The following is a 20,535-nucleotide window of genomic DNA, read 5'->3' on the forward strand; positions in this document are numbered from 1 at the left end:
GAGTCACCATGGAAAACACGCTTTTAACAGCTAATGCCACGCTGCCTTCTTACGATCGCAACCGGCTCGTTCCGCGTATCGTCCACCTGGGATTCGGCGCATTCCATCGCGCCCACCAGGCGGTATATGCCGATATTCTGGCAACAGAACACGGCAGCGACTGGGGTTATACCGAAGTGAATTTAATCGGCGGCGAGCAACAGATTGCCGACCTGCAACAGCAGGATTTGCTGTATACCGTCGCCGAGATGTCGGCGGATGCCTGGACTGCTCGCGTTGTCGGCGTGGTGAAGCAGGCGATGCACGCCCAGGTAGATGGTCTGGAAAGCGTGCTGGCGAAAATGTGTGAACCGCAGGTCGCCATTGTCTCATTGACCATTACTGAAAAAGGTTACTGCCACTCCCCAGCGAGCGGTGAATTACAGCTGGATCACCCGCTGATTGTCGCCGACTTGCAAAATCCGCATCAGCCAAAATCAGCGCCGGGCGTGGTTGTGGAAGCTTTGGCACGACGCAAGGCGGCCGGGCTGGCCGCATTTAGCGTCATGTCCTGCGATAATATGCCGGAAAACGGCCACGTGATGCGTAATGTCGTTTGTGCCTATGCCCGTGCAGTTGATGCCGATCTTGCTGAATGGATCGTGCGCAATGTTACTTTTCCATCCACGATGGTTGACCGCATCGTCCCGGCCGTTACAGCGGATACGTTGGGCAAAATTGAACAACTCACCGGCGTGCGCGATCCTGCTGGGGTCGCCTGTGAACCGTTTCGCCAGTGGGTTATTGAGGATAACTTTGTTGCCGGTCGTCCGGAATGGGAAAAGGCGGGCGCTGAACTGGTATCTGACGTGCTGCCGTTTGAGGAAATGAAGCTGCGTATGCTCAACGGTAGCCACTCTTTCCTGGCTTACCTGGGTTATCTGGCCGGTTATCAGCATATTAATGACTGTATGCTGGACGACAACTATCGCCGTGCCGCGCATGCGCTGATGCTGAATGAACAGGCTCCGACGCTGAAAGTACAGGGCGTAGATCTAGCGCGTTACGCAGGTTTGCTTATCGACCGTTACAGCAATCCGGCGTTGCAGCACCGCACCTGGCAGATAGCGATGGACGGTAGTCAGAAGCTGCCACAGCGCATGCTGGATTCGATTCGTTGGCATCTGGCACATGGCAGCGACTTTACTCTGCTGGCGATGGGCGTTGCGGGCTGGATGCGCTACGTCAGCGGCGTTGATGACCAGGGACAGGCAATTGAAATTTCTGACCCGTTGCTGCCGGTGATTGCCGGGACCGTGCGCAACAGCGAAGAAGGTGAAGGACGAGTGAAGGCATTGCTGGGTATTGAGGCCATTTTCGGTCAGACTCTGGTACAGGAAGGCCGCTTCGTAAATGCGGTCACTAACGCCTATTTAGCACTGCAAAAGAACGGCGCAAAAGCCACTGTTGGTGCGTGGGCCCAGGCCAACTAAATTTCTCCATTCTGATGCCGCCTTACTGGCGGCATTATCCCTCGCAATCCTATGATGTATCCTGCCTGAATTTCCCATTATTGATTTTAACTCCGGCTCTGCTTTCATCAGATGCGGAACAAAGACTCTGCAGAGAGTGTTAAATAATATTTATGCTCACACTATATGATTAATTAATTCATCACTCTTATTCCAAAACCCTTCTTGATTAGCGTATTAAATACATGTCTATATTAGTGTGATCTTTGATGGTTTTTTAATGACGATCACTTGTATGGTAGTAGGTCTGATGATTAAATTCCGCGTGATGATTGCTGGTAAATTGGCATGGAACGATATCTAATCAATCAGAAAAGGTGCAGGAATGCGTGATTTAAATAATAAATGCAAATGGTTGGCCAAAACAGTCTGTGTACTGCCGTTATTGATCGTTGGCGTATGTAGCGGGGCGGAATCACTAAACGTAAGTACCTCTTTATCTCCTGATGACCCTATCTACAAAGGATTGCAGTCCTTTAAGAAAAACGTTGAGTCGCGCACTAATGGTGATATTAAAATAAAACTGTTTTCGAGCGGGCAGCTTGGGGCTGATAACGAGCTGTTACAGCATGCCCAGGCGGGAAGCAATGTTGGTGTTATCGTTGATGGTGCCCGTCTGGCGCAATTTGTGCCAGAAATGGCTATTATTCCCGCTCCTTTTGTTTTTAAAGATTACCAGACGATTAAAACCTTTATTAATAGCCCTGTTTTTGCTCAATGGAGTGAAAAAATGGCGAAGAATTCAGGACTCACACCTCTATCATTTAACTGGTATCAGGGGGCTCGTATGCTGGTGACGCAGAAACCAGTACAGAAACCTGAAGATTTATCCGGCGTGAGAGTTCGTGCACTGGAAGCGCCGGTAACCATTGAAACGATTAAGTGTATGGGAGGCGCGCCAACGCCTCTATCCTGGTCTGAAATTTATTCATCTATTCAAACTGGCGTCGTTGATGCCGCTGAGGCGCAACCCACTGCGGTTTATGGTTCTAAATTGTATGAAATTACAAAATTCATCACTAAAACAAACCATATACATTTAATGACCGGCATTATTGTTTCAGAAAAATGGTTATCCACGTTAACGCCTGAACAGCAGACAATCCTGAAAGAAGAGGCACAGAAGAACGGCGATATCGCTTCCGATAATACCATTGCCGCCGGAGACAACATGCTGGCGGATATGGCGAGCAAAGGAATGACGATTTCTGAAGTTGATGTTAAGCCTTTTGTTGATGCCTGCGCCTATGTCCCGAAAAAACTGGGCCTGGAATCTGCACTTGAACAGGTAAAAAGCGTTATTAACTAAAATTACCTCGGGGGTGAATAGCCCCCGTTCGCAGCATTGAGGTTAAAAATGAAATTTTTTCGCCAGTTTGAACTCGCATTTGCGCGTATTGGCTTGGTTGCGATCGTTATCATTATTCTTGCCGGGGGCGTGGGACGAGCTATCGGTCATCCTCTTATTTGGTCGTTAGAAATTGCCATGGTAATTTTCGCGTGGATCAGTATGTTTGCTATTGATTACGCTTTCCAGGTTCGCCGCCATATTGGTATTGATGCCGTAGTCAATTTTTTCCCACAAAAATTAAAAAGAGTATGTTTGTGGGGGAATGAAATTATTATTCTTGGCTTTTTATTATGCGGTGTCTGGTACGGTTTTAACTTCGTTATCACCACGCATCTTCAGGTTCTGCCGGTTACTGAGTTATCTCTGGCCTGGTTGAATAGCGCAGTACCTACTGGATGTCTTCTCATGCTTTTTACCTCGCTGGAGTTTTTATTCGGCGGTTGTCAGGAAAAACAGCAAAAAAATGAGGTCGAGATATGCTCTTAACCGTCGCCCTGTTTGTGGTGTTATTGATTGTTGGCATGCCGGTAGGGATGGTTATTGCGATATCCAGCCTGAGCTATTTTTTTACTGCTGATTTTTTGCCAGTCGGTATTGCTTTTCAAAAATTTTCCGCGCCGACTCAATCTTTTCCTATCCTGGCAACACCATTATTTCTCCTTGTTGGGAATTTACTGAATAAATCAGGTGTTACCCATCGTCTACTCGATTTTGCCCGCATCATCTCGGGATGGATGGTCGGCGGTCTGGCGCAGATCAACGTGCTTTTGGCGTGCTTGCTGGGGGGCGTTTCTGGTTCAGCTACCGCAGACGCGGCGATGCAGGCGCGCGTCCTGGGTTTACCGATGGTCGCTCGCGGATATCCGAAAGCGTTTAGCGCCGTGGTTATTGCGTTTAGTTCGTTGATTACGGCGACCATTCCACCGAGTATCCTGCTGATCTTGTATGGTTTTGTCGGCAACGTTTCCATTGGAAAACTGTTTATTGCCGGGATTTTTCCGGGATTGCTGTTAACTATCATTATTATGGTGACAAACTATATTCTTGCCCGGCGCATGAATATTAAGCCGGAAATGGCTTCGTTACCAAACAGGAAAGAGGTTTGGCTGAGTTTTAAAAACAGCTTCTGGGCACTCATGTTCCCGGTTGTTTTAATTGTTGTTATCCGGTTGGGTATTTTTACTACCACGGAAGCAGGCGCGTTTATTGTTTTATACGCCTTTGTTATTGGCCGCTATGTCTATAAAGCCCTTGATAACGCCACGCTATGGGAAGTTCTGAAGGAAACCATTAGCGATATTGGCGTCGTTATGCTGCTGATTATGTCTGCGGCGATTCTCGGGCATATCACTATTCTCGATCAAATTCCGCAGCAGCTCGCCGAGGCCATTATCCAGATTACGGAAAATCGTTATGGTATTCTGGTTCTGCTATTGGCTTTAATTGCGGTTGCGGGGATGTTGTTTGATGGTAGCGTTATTATATTGCTCCTGACCCCCATTCTATTGCCCATCGCGGTTGAGGCTGGATTTGATCCGATACATTTCGGTTTGGTTTTTGTGGTGCTCACTTTATTGGGCGCCAATACACCCCCGGTGGGGATCTGTATGTATACCGTTTGCGGGATCTTAAACTGCAGTACGGTCGCATTTGTCAGAGCTTCAATTCCTTATCTGATCGCATTCTTTGTATTCATTGCGATGCTGGTGATCTTTCCGTCTATTACTTTGTTCCTGCCACAGACTCTGATGTAAATCTTGATTGCATCAATATCATATAACACAAGGTAAGACCGTAAATTGAGTATTTATGGTCTTACTTTTTTATATTATTTGAGGTTATGTATGCCGCTAGTTAACGCTTCGTTTATGATCAACAATGCACCCGGTGTGAAACTTTACAATGAGGTAGCAAAATCGTTGCCGATTATTGATTATCATTGTCACCTTGATGCCAGAGATATTTATGAAAATAAACCTTTCAACCATATAACAGATCGGTGATGCCTCTAATTAGTTGAATCTGATGTATAATGCGGGCTTTTGAGGTTCTTTCATGGCCAGCGTTAACATTCATTGTCCTCGTTGTCAGTCTGCACAGGTCTACCGCCATGGTCAGAACCCTAAAGGCCATGACAGATTTCGCTGCCGTGACTGCCACCGCGTTTTTCAGCTCACTTACACTTATGAGGCCCGTAAGCCGGGCATTAAAGAGCTGATCACTGAAATGGCCTTCAATGGCGCCGGGGTTCGCGATACCGCCAGAACACTGAAAATTGGCATTAACACCGTCATCCGGACTTTAAAAAACTCACGCCAAAGCGAATAACGTCTTCGCCCGTTGCTCATGCTGATGTGGCGCTTATCTGCGAACTTGATGAGCAATGGAGTTTCGTTGGCAGTAAAGCCCGGCAACACTGGCTCTGGTACGCGTATAACACCAAAACAGGGGGTGTACTGGCCTACACTTTTGGTCCCCGTACCGATGAAACCTGCCGGGAACTACTGGCACTGCTTACGCCATTCAACATCGGCATGATCACCAGCGACGACTGGGGCAGCTATGGCCGGGAGGTGCCGAAGGATAAGCATCTGACCGGAAAAATATTCACCCAACGGATTGAGCGCAATAACCTGACGCTGCGCACCCGCATTAAGCGCTTGGCTCGTAAAACAATCTGCTTCTCGCGTTCAGTAGAGATCCACGAAAAAGTCATCGGGACGTTTATTGAAAAACACATGTTCTACTAATTGGAAGCATCACCAACAGATCTATGGCTAACGGGCGATCACTATAAATGGCGAGCGATGCGCGCCAACGGTATTGATGAGCGATATATTACTGGCGATGCTAGCGCAGATGAAAAATTCCGCGCATGGGCGTTGACGATCGAATCCTGCTTTGGCAATCCGTTATATCACTGGACGCACCTTGAGCTGCACGCCTATTTCGGTTGTGAAGAAACGCTAAACAGCCAGAACTGGCAGAGAATCATGGCGCACTGCAATGCGCTCATTGGTCAAAAAGAGTTTTCACCTCGAGAGCTCATCAAGCGGTCAAATGTTGAAGTTCTCTGCACCACGGATTCGCTTCTCGACTCTTTACACTTCCATCAACAGTTAAAGAATGAGTACAACTTTGAAGTGAAAGTATTACCGACTTTTCGTCCTGATGAGCTTTTCGTCGCTGATACCCATGCGTTTAGCTTGTTTATCGACAGATTCTCGCAGGTCAGCGGTTTTGCCATCAAAACGTTTAATGATTTTGATAAAGCTATAGGTCAGCGTATTGACCATTTCCATTGGGTCGGTTGCCGTATTTCCGATCATGGGCCGCAGTTTATTTGCTGGAATTGCGCAACGCAGTCAGAAGTAGAGTCAATTTTTTGCAGAAAACGGCAAGGAAAAAAACTAACCACAGATGAACAGACGATTTTAAACAGTGCGATCTATCTTCTTTTAGCTCGCCATTACAAGCAGCGTGATTGGGCGATGCAAATCCATTTCGGGGCGATTCGTGATAACAACAGTACGATGTTCTCACGATTAGGTCAAAATAAAGGGTTTGATTCGATAATGGATCAGTCTCTGCTTGCGGTACATCTGAACCAGTTTCTGGTGATGCTTCCAATTAGTAGAACATGTGTTTTTCAATAAACGTCCCGATGACTTTTTCGTGGATCTCTACTGAACGCGAGAAGCAGATTGTTTTACGAGCCAAGCGCTTAATGCGGGTGCGCAGCGTCAGGTTATTGCGCTCAATCCGTTGGGTGAATATTTTTCCGGTCAGATGCTTATCCTTCGGCACCTCCCGGCCATAGCTGCCCCAGTCGTCGCTGGTGATCATGCCGATGTTGAATGGCGTAAGCAGTGCCAGTAGTTCCCGGCAGGTTTCATCGGTACGGGGACCAAAAGTGTAGGCCAGTACACCCCCTGTTTTGGTGTTATACGCGTACCAGAGCCAGTGTTGCCGGGCTTTACTGCCAACGAAACTCCATTGCTCATCAAGTTCGCAGATAAGCGCCACATCAGCATGAGCAACGGGCGAAGACGTTATTCGCTTTGGCGTGAGTTTTTTAAAGTCCGGATGACGGTGTTAATGCCAATTTTCAGTGTTCTGGCGGTATCGCGAACCCCGGCGCCATTGAAGGCCATTTCAGTGATCAGCTCTTTAATGCCCGGCTTACGGGCCTCATAAGTGTAAGTGAGCTGAAAAACGCGGTGGCAGTCACGGCAGCGAAATCTGTCATGGCCTTTAGGGTTCTGACCATGGCGGTAGACCTGTGCAGACTGACAACGAGGACAATGAATGTTAACGCTGGCCATGAAAGAACCTCAAAAGCCCGCATTATACATCAGATTCAACTAATTAGAGGCATCACCCAGTTTCTCGACGCCCTGGCACGCAATAATGCATTACCAAAAATCATTTTCTACAATCTTAACGCCAATGATAACGATATTGTCGCCTCGACGATGGCCAACTTTCAGACGGCGGATAATGGTGTGAAATCGCCTTTGCAGTTGGGTTCCGGCTGGTGGTTTAACGACACCCGTCGCGGTATGGAGAACCAGTTAAATACGCTGGCCGATCAGGGGTTGCTGATGCATTTTGTCGGTATGCTTACGGATTCGCGTAGTTTTGTCTCTTATACCCGTCACGACTATTTCCGACGAATTGTTTGTAACCTTATTGGTGAATGGGTTGCCCGCGGAGAAGTGCCTGACGATCAGGAGATTTTATCCCGGATGGTCAGAAATATTTGTCATGATAATGCCGAGCGTTACTTCAGATTCTGATTTTTTAGCGTCAGCAGGTGAGGGGAGCGCCCTCGATTATCGGTTAATGCAAATCAAGCCATTAGCGTAAAAATTGATCCAGATCGTTGAATACACATAACTTTAGCTATCCACAGCTAAATATATATAATTTATATTTATTTTAATGAATTAAATATTTATTTGGCGGATGTGTTGTTCTCCCGTTGTGATAAATATGGCATGATGGCTTAAATTATTTAGTTTTTTGAGAAAAGGAGAACGGACTATGTACAAAAAAATATTGTTGCCCGTAGACGTTTTTGAAATGGATTTAAGTGACAAAGCCGTTCGCCATGCGGAGTTTTTGGCCTCAGCGGATGAAGGTGAAATCACGCTGCTGAACGTATTGCCAAACAGCAGTAGCTCAGTTCTGCGCGGTTTCGCAGCCGATATTCGTAAATTTGAAGCATATATGCGGGAAGAGTCAGAGAAAAAGATGAGGTCGCTGTCCCGTCTGTTCTCAATTCCTGCTGAACGCATTCACTCCCGGGTCGTGTTTGGTAACGTGCGTGATGAAATCTTAGCGATCGGCAGTAATGATGACTATGACGTGATTGTGATTGGCTCGCGTAAACCGGGCATTTCTACTCATCTGTTGGGATCCAACGCCGAGTCGATTATTCGCTACGCAAAAATACCGGTTCTGGTGATTAGATAACATAGATAGCCTGAACATTTGGCGGCAGGTGAGAGACTCTGCCGCTATCTATATTTTTACTCTTCGCTGAACCAGTCGCTATTTTCCTGACGTACGAGCAGAACGGACTCACTAATTTCCTGCAGGTGCAGGCTCATCGCTTTTTCTACGGCATCCGGGTTACGGGCGACCAGCGGCTGGAAAATATCATAATGCTGGCGCAGCATCATATCGGGAGGAGTGACGTGATCGAGGCTCATGTAACGCACCCGGTCAATGGTGGCTTTAATATTTTCGACGGTATCCCAGGCTAATTGGCAGTCGGCAATTTGCGAGAGCTTCTGGTGAAATTCATCATCCAGCTGAAAGAAATCATTTAATTGCTGGCGTTCGACCGCCGCACGCTGCTGATTGAGATTTTGCTCAAGCTGATAGAGCTGTTCATCATTCACCATCCCGGCGGCGCGTCGCACCACAGCGCATTCAATGGCCTGGCGGACAAAACACCCATTACGCACCTGCGAGAGGGAAATCTTGTTCACATAGCTACCGCGCTGTGGGCGAATCTGAATCAGGCCGTTTTCCGCCAGTTTAATAAAGGCTTCACGCACTGGCTGACGAGAAACGTCAAAGCGTACGGAAACTTCCTTTTCGGACAGTGGGGTGCCGGGCGGGATCAGGCAATGGACGATATCCCGACGAAGGATACGATAAATTTGCTGGTTTACAGGCTGTGTCGGATTCAGTTGGGATTCTGCGGCCATTGTGCTTACTTTTAAATGGAATTTTGCGCTATTTTACGCGTTTTTTGCTTTCCAGCCCAGACCCGGTCTGCTGACCGGGTCGTTGAGCTTAGCCCTGACGATGAATGTTTAGACCGGCAAAACTTTGGCTGACTGGCATCATTTCAAGGGTGTTGATATTGACGTGTTTCGGCAGGGTTGCGACCCACCAGACCGCTTCGGTTACATCTTCCGGCGTCAGGGCTTGCGTATTCTCATAAGCTTTGTCCGCTTTGGCGTCATCACCTTTAAAGCGCACATTAGAAAATTCTGTTCCGCCTACCAGACCGGGTTCAATATCGGTCACGCGAACGGCGGTGCCGTGAAGATCGGCGCGCAGATTCAGACTAAACTGGCGAACAAAAGCCTTCGTCGCGCCGTAAACGTTACCGCCAGCATAAGGCCAGCTACCAGCGACTGAACCGATGTTGACGATATGACCGCGGTTACGTTCAACCATGCCAGGCAGAACCGCACGGGTCATGTACACCAGCCCTTTATTGTTGGTGTCAATCATATCTTCCCAGTCTTCAACGCTGGCTTTGTGTGCGGGTTCGAGCCCCAGCGCCAGTCCGGCGTTATTAACCAGAACGTCAATGGCTTGCCACTCCGCGGGCAGCCCGGCGATCATCTCTTCGATAGCCGCACGATTACGCACGTCCAACTGCGCGGTATAAATGCTCTCGCCCAGCTCATCCTTCAGCGTCTTCAGGCGCTCTTCGCGACGCCCGGTGGCAATGACTTTGTGACCGTTAGCGACAAAACGGCGAGTAATACTTTCACCAAAACCTGCTGTTGCTCCGGTAACCAGGATAATCATCTTACTGTTCCTCAACGCTTTTTGTGTCTTTATACCATAGCACGCGATATCGGCGACGGGTAATGGAAATCGTCGGACAACATTTGACGAGCGGGGAAATCATTGCGATCAATCAATGAGTTGCCTAATCTTACAGGATAATCGTGTTCAGGAGATGATGATGTTGGACAACAACCCTTTTTTAAGCGTCAGCCTGCTACCTTACCAGGCGCCGCGTTTTGATTTGATTTCAGATAGCCATTACCGCCCGGCCTTTGATGAAGGCGTACGGCGTCAACGTGAAGAGATTAGCGCGATCGTTAATAACCCGGCTCCGGCGGATTTTACCAATACGCTGGTGGCTCTGGAGCAGAGCGGGCAGCTGCTGGCGCGGGTGACAAGCGTCTTCTTTGCTATGGCTGGAGCGGATACCAACCCGATAATTCAGGAACTGGATGAGCAGTTTTCTGCCGAACTGGCTGAACTGGGCAACAATATCTGGCTCAATGAGGCGCTGTTTGAGCGTGTGAAACAGGTTTGGCAACAGCGTGATTCTCTCTCTCTGGACGCTGAATCCATGCGTTTGCTGGAGGTGACCTGGCAACGTTTCACCCTCGCAGGCGCAACGTTGGCAGAAGAGCAAAAAACGGTGCTGCGGGCGCTGAATACGGAAGCTGCGACCCTGCAAAGTCAGTTTCAGCAACGTCTGTTGGGGGCGGTGAAGTCCGGTGGTCTGGTGGTAGATTACGCCCATCAGTTGGAAGGGCTCAGTGAGGATGAAATAAGCGCAGCGGCAGAAGCGGCGCAGGAGAAAGGCTTAAACGATCGCTGGCTGCTTGCGCTGCTTAATACGACTCAGCAACCCGCGCTGCTTTCCCTGCAGGACAGGCAGACGCGAGAAAACCTGTTCGCTGCGGGTTGGACGCGTAACCAAAAAGGCGATGCCAATGATACCCGCGAGCTGGTATTGCGGCTCGCGGAGATCCGGGCCCGTAAAGCGCAACTGCTTGGGACCGCTGATTATGCGAGCTGGTCGATGGCTGACCAGATGGCAAGAACCCCTGCGCAGGCCTTTGCCTTTATGCGGCGGATAGCCCCTGCGGCGCGAGCCAGAGCCGAGCAGGAGCTGGCGGATATTCAGCAGGTTATCGACAATGAAGGCGGCGATTTTCAGGCTGCGGCCTGGGACTGGCTCTACTATGGCGAGCAGGTGCGCCGGGCGAAGTTTTCTATCGACGAAGCGCAGCTAAAGCCGTATTTCGCCCTCGACCGCGTCCTGCGCGACGGCGTATTCTGGGCCGCTTCTCAGCTGTTTGGTATCCGCTTTGTTGAGCGTTTTGATATCCCGGTTTATCACCCAGATGTGCAGGTATGGGAAATTTTTGACGCGAATGGTGAGGGGTTTGCGCTATTTTATGGTGACTTTTTCGCCCGCGATAGCAAAAGCGGCGGGGCGTGGATGGGCGTTTTTGTTGAGCAATCAACTTTGCGCGCGCAGCATCCGGTCATCTACAACGTCTGCAACTATCAGAAACCCAAGGCTGGCCACAGCGCATTGCTGTCGTGGGATGAGGTGATTACGTTATTCCATGAGTTTGGTCACACGCTGCACGGCCTGTTTGCCAGCCAGCGGTATGCCAGCCTCTCAGGCACGAATACGCCGCGTGATTTTGTTGAGTTCCCGTCACAGATTTTTGAACACTGGGCCAGTGAACCGCAGGTATTCGCCCACTATGCGCGGCATCATCAAACCGGTGAAGCCATGCCGGAAGCGTTACGTGATAGCATGTTCCGGGCGGCGAAGTTTAATAAAGGTTACGACATGAGCGAGCTGCTCGCGGCGGCGCTGCTGGATATGCACTGGCACAGCGTGTCGACGGAAACGCTGCCGCAGGATGTTGATACCTTCGAAGCGACGGCGCTGCAAGCGGAGAATATGGATCTTTCCGCCGTGCCGCCGCGTTATCGCAGCAGCTATTTTTCGCATATTTTCGGCGGCGGCTACGCCGCAGGGTATTACGCCTACCTATGGACACAGATGCTGGCGGACGATGGCTATCAGTGGTTCGTTGAGCAGGGTGGTTTAACCCGTGAAAACGGCCAGCGCTTCCGCGAGGCGATTTTGTCGCGCGGCAATAGCACTGATTTAGCTGAACTGTATCGCCAGTGGCGCGGGCACGATCCTAAAATCGAACCGATGCTGGAAAATCGCGGGCTGAACGTTTTATAGTCGGTTTTGTAAGCCGGGTAAGGCGCTAGCCGCCACCCGGCAGAAATGCGAGAACAGTAACAAAAAATCGGTTTGTTTATCGTTTGAAACTCCGGGCAGGGCTATTTCCTCTGATAAACATTGGCAAAATGTGAATTACCACATTAAATCGTCGGGCACTTTAAAATCAGCATACGGATCATCTTCATCCTGCTCTTCCTGACTCAGCGCGCTGTTTAAAACAATACTGTTCGCATCTCGCTGCGCGATTTTATCGGCCACGATCGCGGGGATAATTGCGTATTCACTCTCGCCACTGCCATCAATAACCAAACGCGCGATGGCGAGACGGCCGTTAATCAGCTGAGTTTGCGTTGTCTTATCCACAACAACTTTTTTAATTAAGTTGTTATCCGTGAAGTTAAAATCAATATTGCCTTTTGCAATGACGATTTTGTTCATTTCAATGAGCTGCTTCACCTGAGCTTTATACTCTTTAGATAAAACAGCTTGTTTTTGTTGTTCGCTTAGCTGTTTATCACGCTCAAGCTGCGCTTTTTTATTTTCTTCCACAGCCTCTCTTGCTTCGCGAGCCTGAACTCGTGATTTCTTCGCTGTTCTCTGGACTTTAGCCATCTTTTTGCTGGTTACTAGCCCTGCTTTTAGCATCTGTTCTTGTAAGGTGAGTTTTGTCATCTTCGCTTCTAAACCCGTTGAAAAATTTTTGCGATTATACCTGTAATTTTAGCTGATGTGTCAGTGCGCGGGGATGACGTTGCGATACGGTCAGAACGAGGTGGACCTGGTGAATCATCCAGTACAGACATGGAGTGCATAAAAAATCACATGAAGTGGTTTATTTTTGTTATAAATGCATCTTTAGCGGTTTTTTATGGAGGTCGAAGATGATTGTCAGAACCTGGCACGGCTGTGTTCCTGTTGATTTTGGTGAAGCGTTTGCAGACCATTTGCAGGCAACCGGCGTGCAACATTCGGCGGGTATCCCTGGAAACGCGGGAGCATTTGTCAGGCGAGAAACTCAGGGAGAATGGGAACATTTCTTTCTGGCGACTTACTGGGAGGATCTGGATGCGGTCAAAGCGTTCGCTGGTGAGAATTACCATGTGGCGGTAACCTACCCTGATGATGAGCAATTCCAGCTCCTGTCCGATCCCTATGTCTTTCAGTTTGATGTGGCGAACGTCTTGGCGATTTGAGTGGGGTAAAGCACTAAAAATTAAGGCCCGAAGGCCTTAATCTTACTTACGTCCAGCCAGTAAACCAATGACCAGCCCGATGGCACCGGCGGCCAGCAATCCGGTAAGCGGGTTTTCTTTGACTCGCTCCGAAACTTCGGAGACCGCATCTGACGCCTGGGCGGCGTATTTACGCGCTGCGCCTTTCAACTGATGCTTAGGCGAATCTACCGCATCACCAAATTGCTGTTGGGCTTCCCCGGCAATTTCGTTGACTTTGTTACCGACCTTGTCCGCCAGATTTTGCGCGTCGTTTTCATAATCTTGTGATGACATGTGATTCTCCTTTCGTTTGACTCATTTAAGTCTAGTGGCTGACGGAAGAAGTTCAAATGCACAGGCCGCTGCGGCTGTATTCCAGGATTTTTCCAAAGACCGGATGAGTTACACGCTGCCGTGCTTTTTCAATACGCCTTTGTCGTCAAAGATAAACATAATCGACTGCCCAAGTCCGTTCTGAAGGGCGACGCCATCGGCGTTGGTTTTATATAGTGCTGCACCTGTCGAAAGGAGCACTAGAGAGATTTTTTCATTACATAACCCTGGTTGTTGTTTTCCGCTTCAGTACAGGGAACAACTTCGCCATAAAGCCTTCGCCAGAATTAGTGGTTTTCCTGACATTTCAATTGATTGAGACTATTCTGAGTAATAAAATCCACGTAACTTGCTTTCTTCCAAAGCGACGACTGATAAATAAGAGCTATTGAGATTCACAATTCCTCTTTTTTCCTTCATCATTTGTCAGCTTTTGCTACTAATAATCAGCGTTTAGCTCAGCATAAGAAATTTATTTTTTTACTCAAGGTCGGTATGAACTATAAGAATGTACTGAAGGTTGCGTTACTGCTTGCTCCCGTGGCGTTGCTGAATCTGTCCACGCCTGCCTGGGGCGCGGACGTGGCGAAAACAACAACCTGTCAGAAAGCGCCGCCTGCGGTGGACAAAGAGGGCGTGCCGCTACCGCCCGTTGTCGGAAAAGAGGGGGCTCGGCCTGCTCCGGCAAATGGCAAACCAGGTCATGACGGCCCCGCGGCAAACTGTCAGCCAGTGGCTATCGAAAACTAATCATTGACCTCAACCCGGGAGGGACATGGTGCACCCGTTAATTAAGGTCATGCTGGTAGGGGGTAAAGGAGATGGCCTGCTGGTCAGCGTCGCCGATACCGCGACAGAAGTTTCCGTCACGCCTGCGCAGTACGGCGCAAAATCCGGTCAGCCGCTGAGCTATCGGATTGTGTCGCAAACTATCGATGATGAGCGCTACTTTTTCGGCGTTTTCAGTGAGAGCCATGAGGATACGGATAAACTCAAGAGAGTGGCGTTGACTCGCGGCATGAAAAAGTTCTTCAGTTGATCCGATGCCGGACGGTTATCTGTCGTCCGGTCGGGTCATGTTTCGTTTTCCTCCCGCCTCCGATACAGTATACCGATACGCCTTTGCACGCTTCGGAAACGCTATGATTAACCACATCCGCATTAAAAACTTCAGATCGGTCAGGGATATCGAGCTGGAGCTGGGTGCGCTGAACATTGTTTTCGGCCCCAACGGCTGCGGCAAGTCCAATATCTACAAAGCTATTCATCTGCTAACCGCCTCCGCTGACGGACAATTTTCCGGCTATATCAGTGATGAGGGCGGACTGGAAAATATTATGTGGTCAGGGCCGAGTGCGCCAACGGACCGCTTTCCGCGCCGGTTGCAGCTTGCCTGTCTGACCGATGAGTTCGACTATGAGTTGCAGGTTGGCTTTCCGGAAAAACTGCCTTATCCGACCCAGTTCGTGCTGGACCCGATTGTCAAAGAGGAGTCTATCTGGCTGGCAGGCTTTTCCCGACGACCTTCATCGCGCGTGCTACAGCGCAAAAATCAGGCCGCGTTTCTGGTAGATGTTAACGGCGAAAAAAGTACCTTCACCGATACTATTTATGAGAACGAATCCATCTTTGGTCAGTTGGGTGAACCGCATCGCTTTCCGGAGGTCTCGCGGGTCAGGGAGACCATGCGACGCTGGCGTTTTTATCACGAGTTCAATATTGGCAGGCATTCGCCGCTACGCCAACCGGCGGTCGGCTACCGCTCGCCGGTACTTGATAGCAATGGGCATAATCTTGCTGCCGCCTTTCAGACTATTGTGGAAATCGGCGCGGAGGAACTGCTGCATGAGATCCTCGCCGAGGCCTTTCCGCAATGCACATTCTATTGTGAGAATGAGAATTCACGTTTCTCAATGAAGATGCGGCGTAACGGTGTTTACCGGCCTTTACTGGCCTCCGAGATGTCAGACGGCACGCTGCGTTTCCTGTGCCTGGCGGTGGCGTTATTGAGCCCTCGTCCACCGGCATTTCTGGCGATCAATGAGCCGGAAAACAGCCTGCACCACCAGATGTTTCCGGCTCTTGCCAGATTAATTGTTGAAGCGTCTCGCTATAGCCAAATCTGGTTGACCAGCCATTCTGCCGAGCTTTCCGAATTGATTTCCTCAATGGCCGACGCGCGAATTTATGCGCTGGAAAATAGCGATGGAGAGACGCGAATTATTGAGTAATATTGGCTATTTGCATTCTAAATGCCGCCGGGTTATTTCCGGCGGCATCTATTCTATGCCGCTGCCGGGAGCAGCGTTTTACTACCTTTCAGGGTAAATAGTGAGATAACCGTAAAGCTCAGGGTAATACAGCCGAGGATCAGATAAGCCTGATGGAAGCCAACGGTATCGTACATCCGTCCAACCCACGCTGACAGCACAACGCCTGAAAGCTGTTTCGATAAATTAAAACCAATCAGGAACAGCGTGGCAGAGAGTTTTGGGTTAAAGGCCGACGAGATATATTTAAAGGTGCCCACCAGCAGGAACGGAACTTCAAACATATGCAGCATTTTTAAGATAACCACTTCCACCGCCGAGGTAGCAAAAGACGATCCTAAAATACGCACTGACATAATCAGTCCGGCGGTCAGCAGGGCATTCTTGGCACCAATTCGGTTAACAATAGCCGGTGCGCAGAACATGATTAGTGCATTAAGTAGCTCCCCGCCAGTGGTGACGAAGCCAAAGATTTCGGTCCCACGTTGCGGGCTGGAGAAGAAGCCTTTAAAGAAGTTGGCGAACTGCTGGTCGAAGACGTCATAGACGCTGGCGACGCCAACGACATAAATGATGAAGCCCCAGAAACGTGGCATCCGCAGCAGCTCCGCGGCGGTGCGCATGGAGAAGGCCTGGCGATTAGCACCCAGCGCGTCGATAACCTCAGCGCTATTGCTGCTTTCCGGTTTTGATACCCACAGCAGCACGCCAAGGATCAGCGCAAAACCGGAGGCGATCCAGAAAGTAATATTGGGATCAATACCAAATAAAATGCCGGTGATTGATGCGCATAGCGCCCAGCCGATACAGCCGGAAACGCGAACCTTACCGTATTCAAAACGGTTAGCGCGGCTGACACGTTCAATATAGGCTTCTACTGCCCCGGAGCCGCTGGAGAACACGATCCCCAGGTAAATCCCGCCCGCCAGCGCACCCGCGATGATATTCATCTGCAATAACGGCGAGAGGACGAAAATAAAGAATGGCGCGAACAGTATTAATAAAACTGTGATGGTCCACAGCAGATGCTTACGCAGCCCAAGCTTATCTGAAATTAAACCAAATATAGGCTGGAAGATAATGGCGAAGAGCGAAATTGAGGAGAAGACGATCCCCGTTTCGGTTTTGGTTAAATGGTTAACTTCCGCCAGCCACACCGGGAAAAAGGGAAAGTAAGCCGACATAATGAAATAGTAGAAGAAAAAGAACAGCATAAAGTAAAAGAAGTTATGCCGTTCTCGGGGCGCGAGTTCAGAGAGTTTCATTGTGAATATTCCATCTTATTATGCCTGTAAGGTTGGGGGCTTTCGCCCCCGATTATTATTGGAAGTGAATCGTTAACTGATATTGCCATTGTGTCTCAAGCAGCAGCCATTGCTGTAGTACGCTTGGCGTCCAGGAGTCATCGCCGCCGATGCCCATATGCTGGCCATCGAGGGTGACCCAGACGCCGTCTTCCGGCTTCATCCAGTGCCAGTGGTCCGTTTCTGTTAACTGCGCGGTACTGTAGGGCTGTACTGAGAAGTGGAAGTTACCCGCCACATGCCAGCGACCCCAGTCCAGCGCCTTGTTATCACAACGCAGACCGTTTTCGGTTGGGAAAATATACGCTGTGCTCATCTCTTCCAGCGGCAGCTGCCAGCGGGAGAAACAGGCGCTGGCGCGGCGATCCGGGTAGTTCTCATGCGGGCCGTAACCCAGCCAGGAGACCGGCTGATGCTGGTCCGGGACCTGGAAATTCAGCCCGACGCGCGGCAGCGGCGGCAGGGTGCCAGCGCGTTCGCCATCAACCGCCAGATGCAGCTTACCCTCAGCATCAAACGTCATCCGCCAGTGGCTGACGATCACCACTTCTTCGCCGCGCAAATAGTGCCAGCGGCTATCGATCACCACTTGATGGGCCAGACTTTGTGCCTCGCACAGCACGCAGCGGGCGCTAAGATTGTAGAGACCGGCGCTTTTCCAGCGTTCAACCCAGGCGTTAGGATCGATGCGTTCCACTTCGCTAACGCCAATATCGTTATCCAGCGGTGCGCGCACGAACTGGTCACGCAGCGGCGTCAGTAGCTGTTCCACGCCGTCTACCTGCCAGTGGCTCAGCAGACCGCTTTCCCGGTCGATAGTCCATTGTTGCGATCCACTGCGTACAGTCCAGGCGCGGTCGCTGCTGCCCAGCGTTGGCGCAGCACCCTCAGAAGCAGGAGCGCGTAAGGCCAGTGGTGCGGCGAGTGGGAATTGCTGCCAGGCGACGCGATGTCCGGCGTCGGACCAGGCGGTGGCCTGCGGCTGGACCACTTCCAGCGTCAGCCACACCTCTTCGGCACCGGCAGGCAGCACCAGGTTCTCGCATAGCGTCAGCTCGCTCTGGCCTTCGGGCGCAAGATCGAGCTTCATGCTGCCCTCGGCAAAGGTTTCACCTGCCGCCTGAACGTGCCAGCGCAGCTCTTCGTTATCGGTGGTACGGAACAGATATTCGCTGCTGATACTGATACGCAGCGGGCTTTGCGCCAGCAGGGTAAACTGGAAAAACTGCTGCGCATGCTTAGCTTCAATTAATGAAGGGTGCGCGCGGCGATCCGGGAACACCAGACCGTTCATACAGAACTGGCGATCGTTCGGTTTATCGCCAAAATCGCCGCCGTAGGCCCAGCCCACGCAGCCGTCGTCGAAGGTTTTGCTAATGGCCTGATCGGCCCAGTCCCAGATAAAGCCGCCCTGCAGGCGCGGATAGTCGCGAAACGCCTGCCAGTAATCGGCAAAGTTACCCAGGCTGTTGCCCATCGCGTGGGCGTACTCGCAGAGGATCAGCGGACGCTGCTCGCCCGGCAGGCTGATCCATTTTTTGATCCCCCATTTGGGAACAGTTGGAATCAACTGGTCACGCTCAACGCGGGCGTACATCGGGCAGATAATATCGGTTGTGCTGCTGTCGGCGCCGCCGCCTTCATATTGCACCGGGCGTGAGGGATCGTTGCGTTTCAGCCAGTAATACATCGCTTCGTGGTTGCTGCCGCCGCCGGATTCATTTCCCAGCGACCAGATAATAATTGACGGATGGTTACGATTGCTTTGCAGCATCCGGCTGACGCGGGCGCTGTAGGCCGGCAGCCAGGACGGATCGTCGGAAAGGCGATTCATCGGCACCATGCCGTGGGTTTCGATATTGGCTTCGTCGACCACGTACAGGCCGTAGCGGTTGCATAACTCATACCAGCGCGGAGCGTTAGGGTAGTGGGAGCAGCGCGCAGCGTTAAAGTTATTCTGCTTCATCAGCAGAATGTCCTGCACCATGTCCTCTTCGGTTACCACCTGGCCGCGCTGGTGGTGATGCTCGTGGCGGTTGACCCCGCGGATGAGCAGCGCTTTGCCGTTCAGCAGCAGCAGACCGTTATTGATTTCGACACGACGAAAACCGATATCCCATGCTTCAGCTTCAATCAGCTCATCGCCGCGCCACAGCGAAACGACCGCCCGGTAGCAGTTCGGCGTCTCCGCGCTCCACAGCGCTGGGTGTTCAACCTGCAGACGGATCGCCGCGCGCTCGGCGTAGTTTCCGCGCTCATCAATCACCGGCGAGCCCGGCAATTGCTGGTGGCTGGCGACCAGGCGAGCGCCATCCCACAGTTCAACCTTCACCGTCAGATCTTCCAGTTGCTGTACCGGCGCAGCGACGTTTAAATTGACCAGCAGCTCGGCATCGCGATACAACGCATCCAACTGCGGAGTGAGTTGAACATCGATGAGGTGCAGCGCCGGTTTATGTAACAGCCACACCGAGCGGAATATCCCACTCATCCGCCACATATCCTGATCTTCAAGCCAGGTTCCCGCACTCCAGCGCATCACCATGACGCAGATGCGGTTTTCGCCCGCCTGCAGATACGGGCTGAGATCGAAGGCGGCGGGCAGGCGACTGTCCTGCGAGTAACCGACCCATTTGCCGTTGCACCACATATGAAACGCCGAGTTGATGCCATCGAAGATAATCTGCGTCTGACCTTCGGCCTGCCAGTGTTCATCGACGCTAAAGGTCCGCGAGTAGCAGCCAGTGGGGTTCTCGTCAGGGACGCGCGGCGGCGTCGTATCGATAGGGTAGCGGACGTTAGTATAGATAGGAGCGTCGTAGCCTTCCATTTGCCAGTTCGACGGCACCGGGGTACTGCGGCAGTCCGGCAGATCGTCATTGATCCAGCTGGCATCCACATCGAACGGGCTGCGAACGTAAGAAAACTGCCACTGACCATCAAGCAGACGACGGCTTGCCGAAGGCTGGTTATCCCGCGCTGCGCCGGTATCGCGCCAGCTGGCGAAAGTTGGGTGGGCCGCTAAGCGGTTGAGGTGAGTAATGGTCTGGTTTTGCCAGTCTTCCCGGGCAATTACTTCATTAAACGTCGGTCCTGCGGTAGAGATAGAGTTATGTTGTTGCATACACATACCTGACGGATAAGTGCGAAAATGTCATTCGCTAGACAAGAATGGTTTCGTTATCAGATATTTTCATTTAGGCCGCAATATTGGCGAAATTGAAACCCACTGGCGATCACGAAATGCCAGAAAAATGGCTGATTCTTGTCGTCTTTTAAAC

The 20,535-nt window shown here is 50.7% G+C and carries 21 protein-coding genes and 1 pseudogene; 14 read left to right on the top strand and 8 right to left on the bottom strand.

The window, feature by feature from the left end; translation table 11 throughout:
• The first annotated feature begins 8 nt into the window (after positions 1 to 8).
• The 7 genes from AC07P6_RS14700 (at position 9) to AC07P6_RS14730 (ending at position 6,518) form a co-directional block, all read left to right on the top strand.
• A complete protein-coding gene (locus AC07P6_RS14700; RefSeq protein ID WP_478316781.1) occupies positions 9 to 1,472 on the top strand; it encodes a mannitol dehydrogenase family protein in 1,464 nt (487 codons plus the stop codon).
• 364 nt (positions 1,473 to 1,836) lie between these two features.
• Positions 1,837 to 2,820 carry a C4-dicarboxylate TRAP transporter substrate-binding protein gene (locus AC07P6_RS14705; protein WP_478316782.1) on the top strand — a complete coding sequence of 328 codons (984 nt, stop codon included), beginning with the start codon at positions 1,837 to 1,839 and terminating at the stop codon, positions 2,818 to 2,820.
• 48 nt (positions 2,821 to 2,868) lie between these two features.
• Complete coding sequence (locus tag AC07P6_RS14710; protein WP_478316783.1) at positions 2,869 to 3,348, top strand: TRAP transporter small permease; 480 nt, start codon at positions 2,869 to 2,871, stop codon at positions 3,346 to 3,348.
• A complete protein-coding gene (locus AC07P6_RS14715; protein ID WP_478316784.1) occupies positions 3,339 to 4,616 on the top strand; it encodes a TRAP transporter large permease in 1,278 nt (425 codons plus the stop codon). Before AC07P6_RS14710 ends, AC07P6_RS14715 begins: the two co-directional genes overlap by 10 nt.
• Positions 4,617 to 4,730: 114 nt before the next feature.
• Positions 4,731 to 4,865 carry a glucuronate isomerase gene (locus AC07P6_RS14720; protein WP_478317008.1) on the top strand — a complete coding sequence of 45 codons (135 nt, stop codon included), beginning with the start codon at positions 4,731 to 4,733 and terminating at the stop codon, positions 4,863 to 4,865.
• A gap of 52 nt (positions 4,866 to 4,917) precedes the next feature.
• Positions 4,918 to 5,612, top strand: a protein-coding gene (locus AC07P6_RS14725) for an IS1-like element IS1N family transposase (RefSeq protein WP_087786203.1) whose coding sequence is annotated in 2 segments (ribosomal slippage) — positions 4,918 to 5,164 and positions 5,164 to 5,612 — 696 coding nt in all. Because the reading frame shifts where the segments join, the coding sequence is not laid out codon by codon here.
• A complete protein-coding gene (locus AC07P6_RS14730) occupies positions 5,613 to 6,518 on the top strand; it encodes a glucuronate isomerase (RefSeq protein ID WP_478316785.1) in 906 nt (301 codons plus the stop codon).
• Here the strand turns inward: AC07P6_RS14730 and AC07P6_RS14735 are convergent.
• Positions 6,493 to 7,187 (bottom strand): IS1-like element IS1N family transposase gene (locus AC07P6_RS14735; protein WP_087786203.1). Its coding sequence is split into 2 segments (ribosomal slippage): positions 6,493 to 6,941 and positions 6,941 to 7,187, totalling 696 coding nucleotides; the frame shifts between segments, so codons are not numbered across the junction. The two genes, AC07P6_RS14730 and AC07P6_RS14735, sit on opposite strands and share 26 nt — an antisense overlap.
• Between AC07P6_RS14735 and AC07P6_RS14740 the strand changes: the two are divergent.
• Both AC07P6_RS14740 and AC07P6_RS14745 read left to right on the top strand, forming a co-directional pair.
• Positions 7,167 to 7,661: pseudogene (locus AC07P6_RS14740) on the top strand (glucuronate isomerase); the annotation flags it as partial. The gene AC07P6_RS14735 and the pseudogene AC07P6_RS14740 sit on opposite strands and share 21 nt — an antisense overlap.
• 247 nt (positions 7,662 to 7,908) lie before the next feature.
• Complete coding sequence (locus AC07P6_RS14745) at positions 7,909 to 8,340, top strand: universal stress protein (protein ID WP_304259467.1); 432 nt, start codon at positions 7,909 to 7,911, stop codon at positions 8,338 to 8,340.
• A 56-nt stretch (positions 8,341 to 8,396) separates the two neighbouring features.
• Here AC07P6_RS14745 and AC07P6_RS14750 read toward each other — a convergent pair whose 3' ends face one another.
• Together AC07P6_RS14750 and ydfG are read right to left on the bottom strand one after the other, a co-directional pair.
• Positions 8,397 to 9,083: a GntR family transcriptional regulator gene (locus AC07P6_RS14750; protein WP_110274099.1), complete on the bottom strand. Its 687-nt coding sequence runs from the start codon at positions 9,081 to 9,083 to the stop codon at positions 8,397 to 8,399.
• An 88-nt stretch (positions 9,084 to 9,171) separates the two neighbouring features.
• Positions 9,172 to 9,921, bottom strand: a complete 750-nt coding sequence (gene ydfG / locus AC07P6_RS14755) for a bifunctional NADP-dependent 3-hydroxy acid dehydrogenase/3-hydroxypropionate dehydrogenase YdfG (RefSeq protein WP_478316787.1) — start codon at positions 9,919 to 9,921, stop codon at positions 9,172 to 9,174.
• A gap of 160 nt (positions 9,922 to 10,081) precedes the next feature.
• Here ydfG and dcp point away from each other — a divergent pair, with 160 nt between their 5' ends.
• Complete coding sequence (dcp, locus tag AC07P6_RS14760) at positions 10,082 to 12,130, top strand: peptidyl-dipeptidase Dcp (protein ID WP_478316789.1); 2,049 nt, start codon at positions 10,082 to 10,084, stop codon at positions 12,128 to 12,130.
• Between the two features lie 135 nt (positions 12,131 to 12,265).
• Here dcp and AC07P6_RS14765 read toward each other — a convergent pair whose 3' ends face one another.
• Positions 12,266 to 12,805: a DUF2058 domain-containing protein gene (locus tag AC07P6_RS14765; protein ID WP_110274102.1), complete on the bottom strand. Its 540-nt coding sequence runs from the start codon at positions 12,803 to 12,805 to the stop codon at positions 12,266 to 12,268.
• Between the two features lie 209 nt (positions 12,806 to 13,014).
• Between AC07P6_RS14765 and AC07P6_RS14770 the strand changes: the two genes are divergently transcribed.
• Positions 13,015 to 13,326, top strand: coding sequence for a hypothetical protein (locus AC07P6_RS14770; RefSeq protein ID WP_434663535.1), 312 nt, complete (start codon positions 13,015 to 13,017; stop codon positions 13,324 to 13,326).
• A 42-nt stretch (positions 13,327 to 13,368) separates the two neighbouring features.
• On the opposite strand, the gene AC07P6_RS14775 is transcribed toward AC07P6_RS14770, so the two are convergent.
• On the bottom strand, positions 13,369 to 13,641 hold the full coding sequence (locus AC07P6_RS14775; RefSeq protein ID WP_110274104.1) for an ElaB/YgaM/YqjD family protein: 273 nt from the start codon (positions 13,639 to 13,641) through the stop codon (positions 13,369 to 13,371).
• Positions 13,642 to 13,749: 108 nt separating this feature from the next.
• The gene (locus AC07P6_RS14780; RefSeq protein ID WP_275944524.1) at positions 13,750 to 13,881 is read right to left on the bottom strand and encodes a hypothetical protein; all 132 of its coding nucleotides are present in this window, start codon (positions 13,879 to 13,881) and stop codon (positions 13,750 to 13,752) included.
• Between the two features lie 294 nt (positions 13,882 to 14,175).
• Between AC07P6_RS14780 and AC07P6_RS14785 the strand changes: the two genes are divergently transcribed.
• From AC07P6_RS14785 to AC07P6_RS14795, 3 genes are all read left to right on the top strand, one after another.
• Positions 14,176 to 14,430, top strand: coding sequence for a hypothetical protein (locus AC07P6_RS14785; RefSeq protein ID WP_478316790.1), 255 nt, complete (start codon positions 14,176 to 14,178; stop codon positions 14,428 to 14,430).
• Positions 14,431 to 14,458: 28 nt separating this feature from the next.
• Complete coding sequence (locus AC07P6_RS14790; RefSeq protein ID WP_112214426.1) at positions 14,459 to 14,719, top strand: hypothetical protein; 261 nt, start codon at positions 14,459 to 14,461, stop codon at positions 14,717 to 14,719.
• Between the two features lie 103 nt (positions 14,720 to 14,822).
• Positions 14,823 to 15,911, top strand: coding sequence for an AAA family ATPase (locus AC07P6_RS14795; protein ID WP_478316791.1), 1,089 nt, complete (start codon positions 14,823 to 14,825; stop codon positions 15,909 to 15,911).
• A 53-nt stretch (positions 15,912 to 15,964) separates the two neighbouring features.
• Here AC07P6_RS14795 and AC07P6_RS14800 read toward each other — a convergent pair whose 3' ends face one another.
• Together AC07P6_RS14800 and AC07P6_RS14805 are read right to left on the bottom strand one after the other, a co-directional pair.
• On the bottom strand, positions 15,965 to 17,215 hold the full coding sequence (locus AC07P6_RS14800) for an MFS transporter (RefSeq protein ID WP_304259457.1): 1,251 nt from the start codon (positions 17,213 to 17,215) through the stop codon (positions 15,965 to 15,967).
• 55 nt (positions 17,216 to 17,270) lie between these two features.
• Positions 17,271 to 20,378: a beta-galactosidase gene (locus AC07P6_RS14805; RefSeq protein WP_478316792.1), complete on the bottom strand. Its 3,108-nt coding sequence runs from the start codon at positions 20,376 to 20,378 to the stop codon at positions 17,271 to 17,273.
• Positions 20,379 to 20,535 lie beyond the last annotated feature (157 nt).

It is taken from the genome of Klebsiella sp. GFKo11 (genome assembly GCF_056490265.1).

Coding starts and splice junctions, on each gene's coding strand:
- AC07P6_RS14745 (WP_304259467.1), top strand. CDS start 7,909: ATGTACAAAAAAATATTGTTGCCCGTAGACGTTTTTGAAATGGATTTA.
- AC07P6_RS14700 (WP_478316781.1), top strand. CDS start 9: ATGGAAAACACGCTTTTAACAGCTAATGCCACGCTGCCTTCTTACGAT.
- AC07P6_RS14785 (WP_478316790.1), top strand. CDS start 14,176: ATGAACTATAAGAATGTACTGAAGGTTGCGTTACTGCTTGCTCCCGTG.
- AC07P6_RS14705 (WP_478316782.1), top strand. CDS start 1,837: ATGCGTGATTTAAATAATAAATGCAAATGGTTGGCCAAAACAGTCTGT.
- AC07P6_RS14770 (WP_434663535.1), top strand. CDS start 13,015: ATGATTGTCAGAACCTGGCACGGCTGTGTTCCTGTTGATTTTGGTGAA.
- AC07P6_RS14765 (WP_110274102.1), bottom strand. CDS start 12,805: ATGACAAAACTCACCTTACAAGAACAGATGCTAAAAGCAGGGCTAGTA.
- AC07P6_RS14750 (WP_110274099.1), bottom strand. CDS start 9,083: ATGGCCGCAGAATCCCAACTGAATCCGACACAGCCTGTAAACCAGCAA.
- AC07P6_RS14710 (WP_478316783.1), top strand. CDS start 2,869: ATGAAATTTTTTCGCCAGTTTGAACTCGCATTTGCGCGTATTGGCTTG.
- dcp (WP_478316789.1), top strand. CDS start 10,082: ATGTTGGACAACAACCCTTTTTTAAGCGTCAGCCTGCTACCTTACCAG.
- AC07P6_RS14775 (WP_110274104.1), bottom strand. CDS start 13,641: ATGTCATCACAAGATTATGAAAACGACGCGCAAAATCTGGCGGACAAG.
- AC07P6_RS14800 (WP_304259457.1), bottom strand. CDS start 17,215: ATGAAACTCTCTGAACTCGCGCCCCGAGAACGGCATAACTTCTTTTAC.
- ydfG (WP_478316787.1), bottom strand. CDS start 9,921: ATGATTATCCTGGTTACCGGAGCAACAGCAGGTTTTGGTGAAAGTATT.
- AC07P6_RS14805 (WP_478316792.1), bottom strand. CDS start 20,378: ATGCAACAACATAACTCTATCTCTACCGCAGGACCGACGTTTAATGAA.
- AC07P6_RS14720 (WP_478317008.1), top strand. CDS start 4,731: ATGATCAACAATGCACCCGGTGTGAAACTTTACAATGAGGTAGCAAAA.
- AC07P6_RS14715 (WP_478316784.1), top strand. CDS start 3,339: ATGCTCTTAACCGTCGCCCTGTTTGTGGTGTTATTGATTGTTGGCATG.
- AC07P6_RS14795 (WP_478316791.1), top strand. CDS start 14,823: ATGATTAACCACATCCGCATTAAAAACTTCAGATCGGTCAGGGATATC.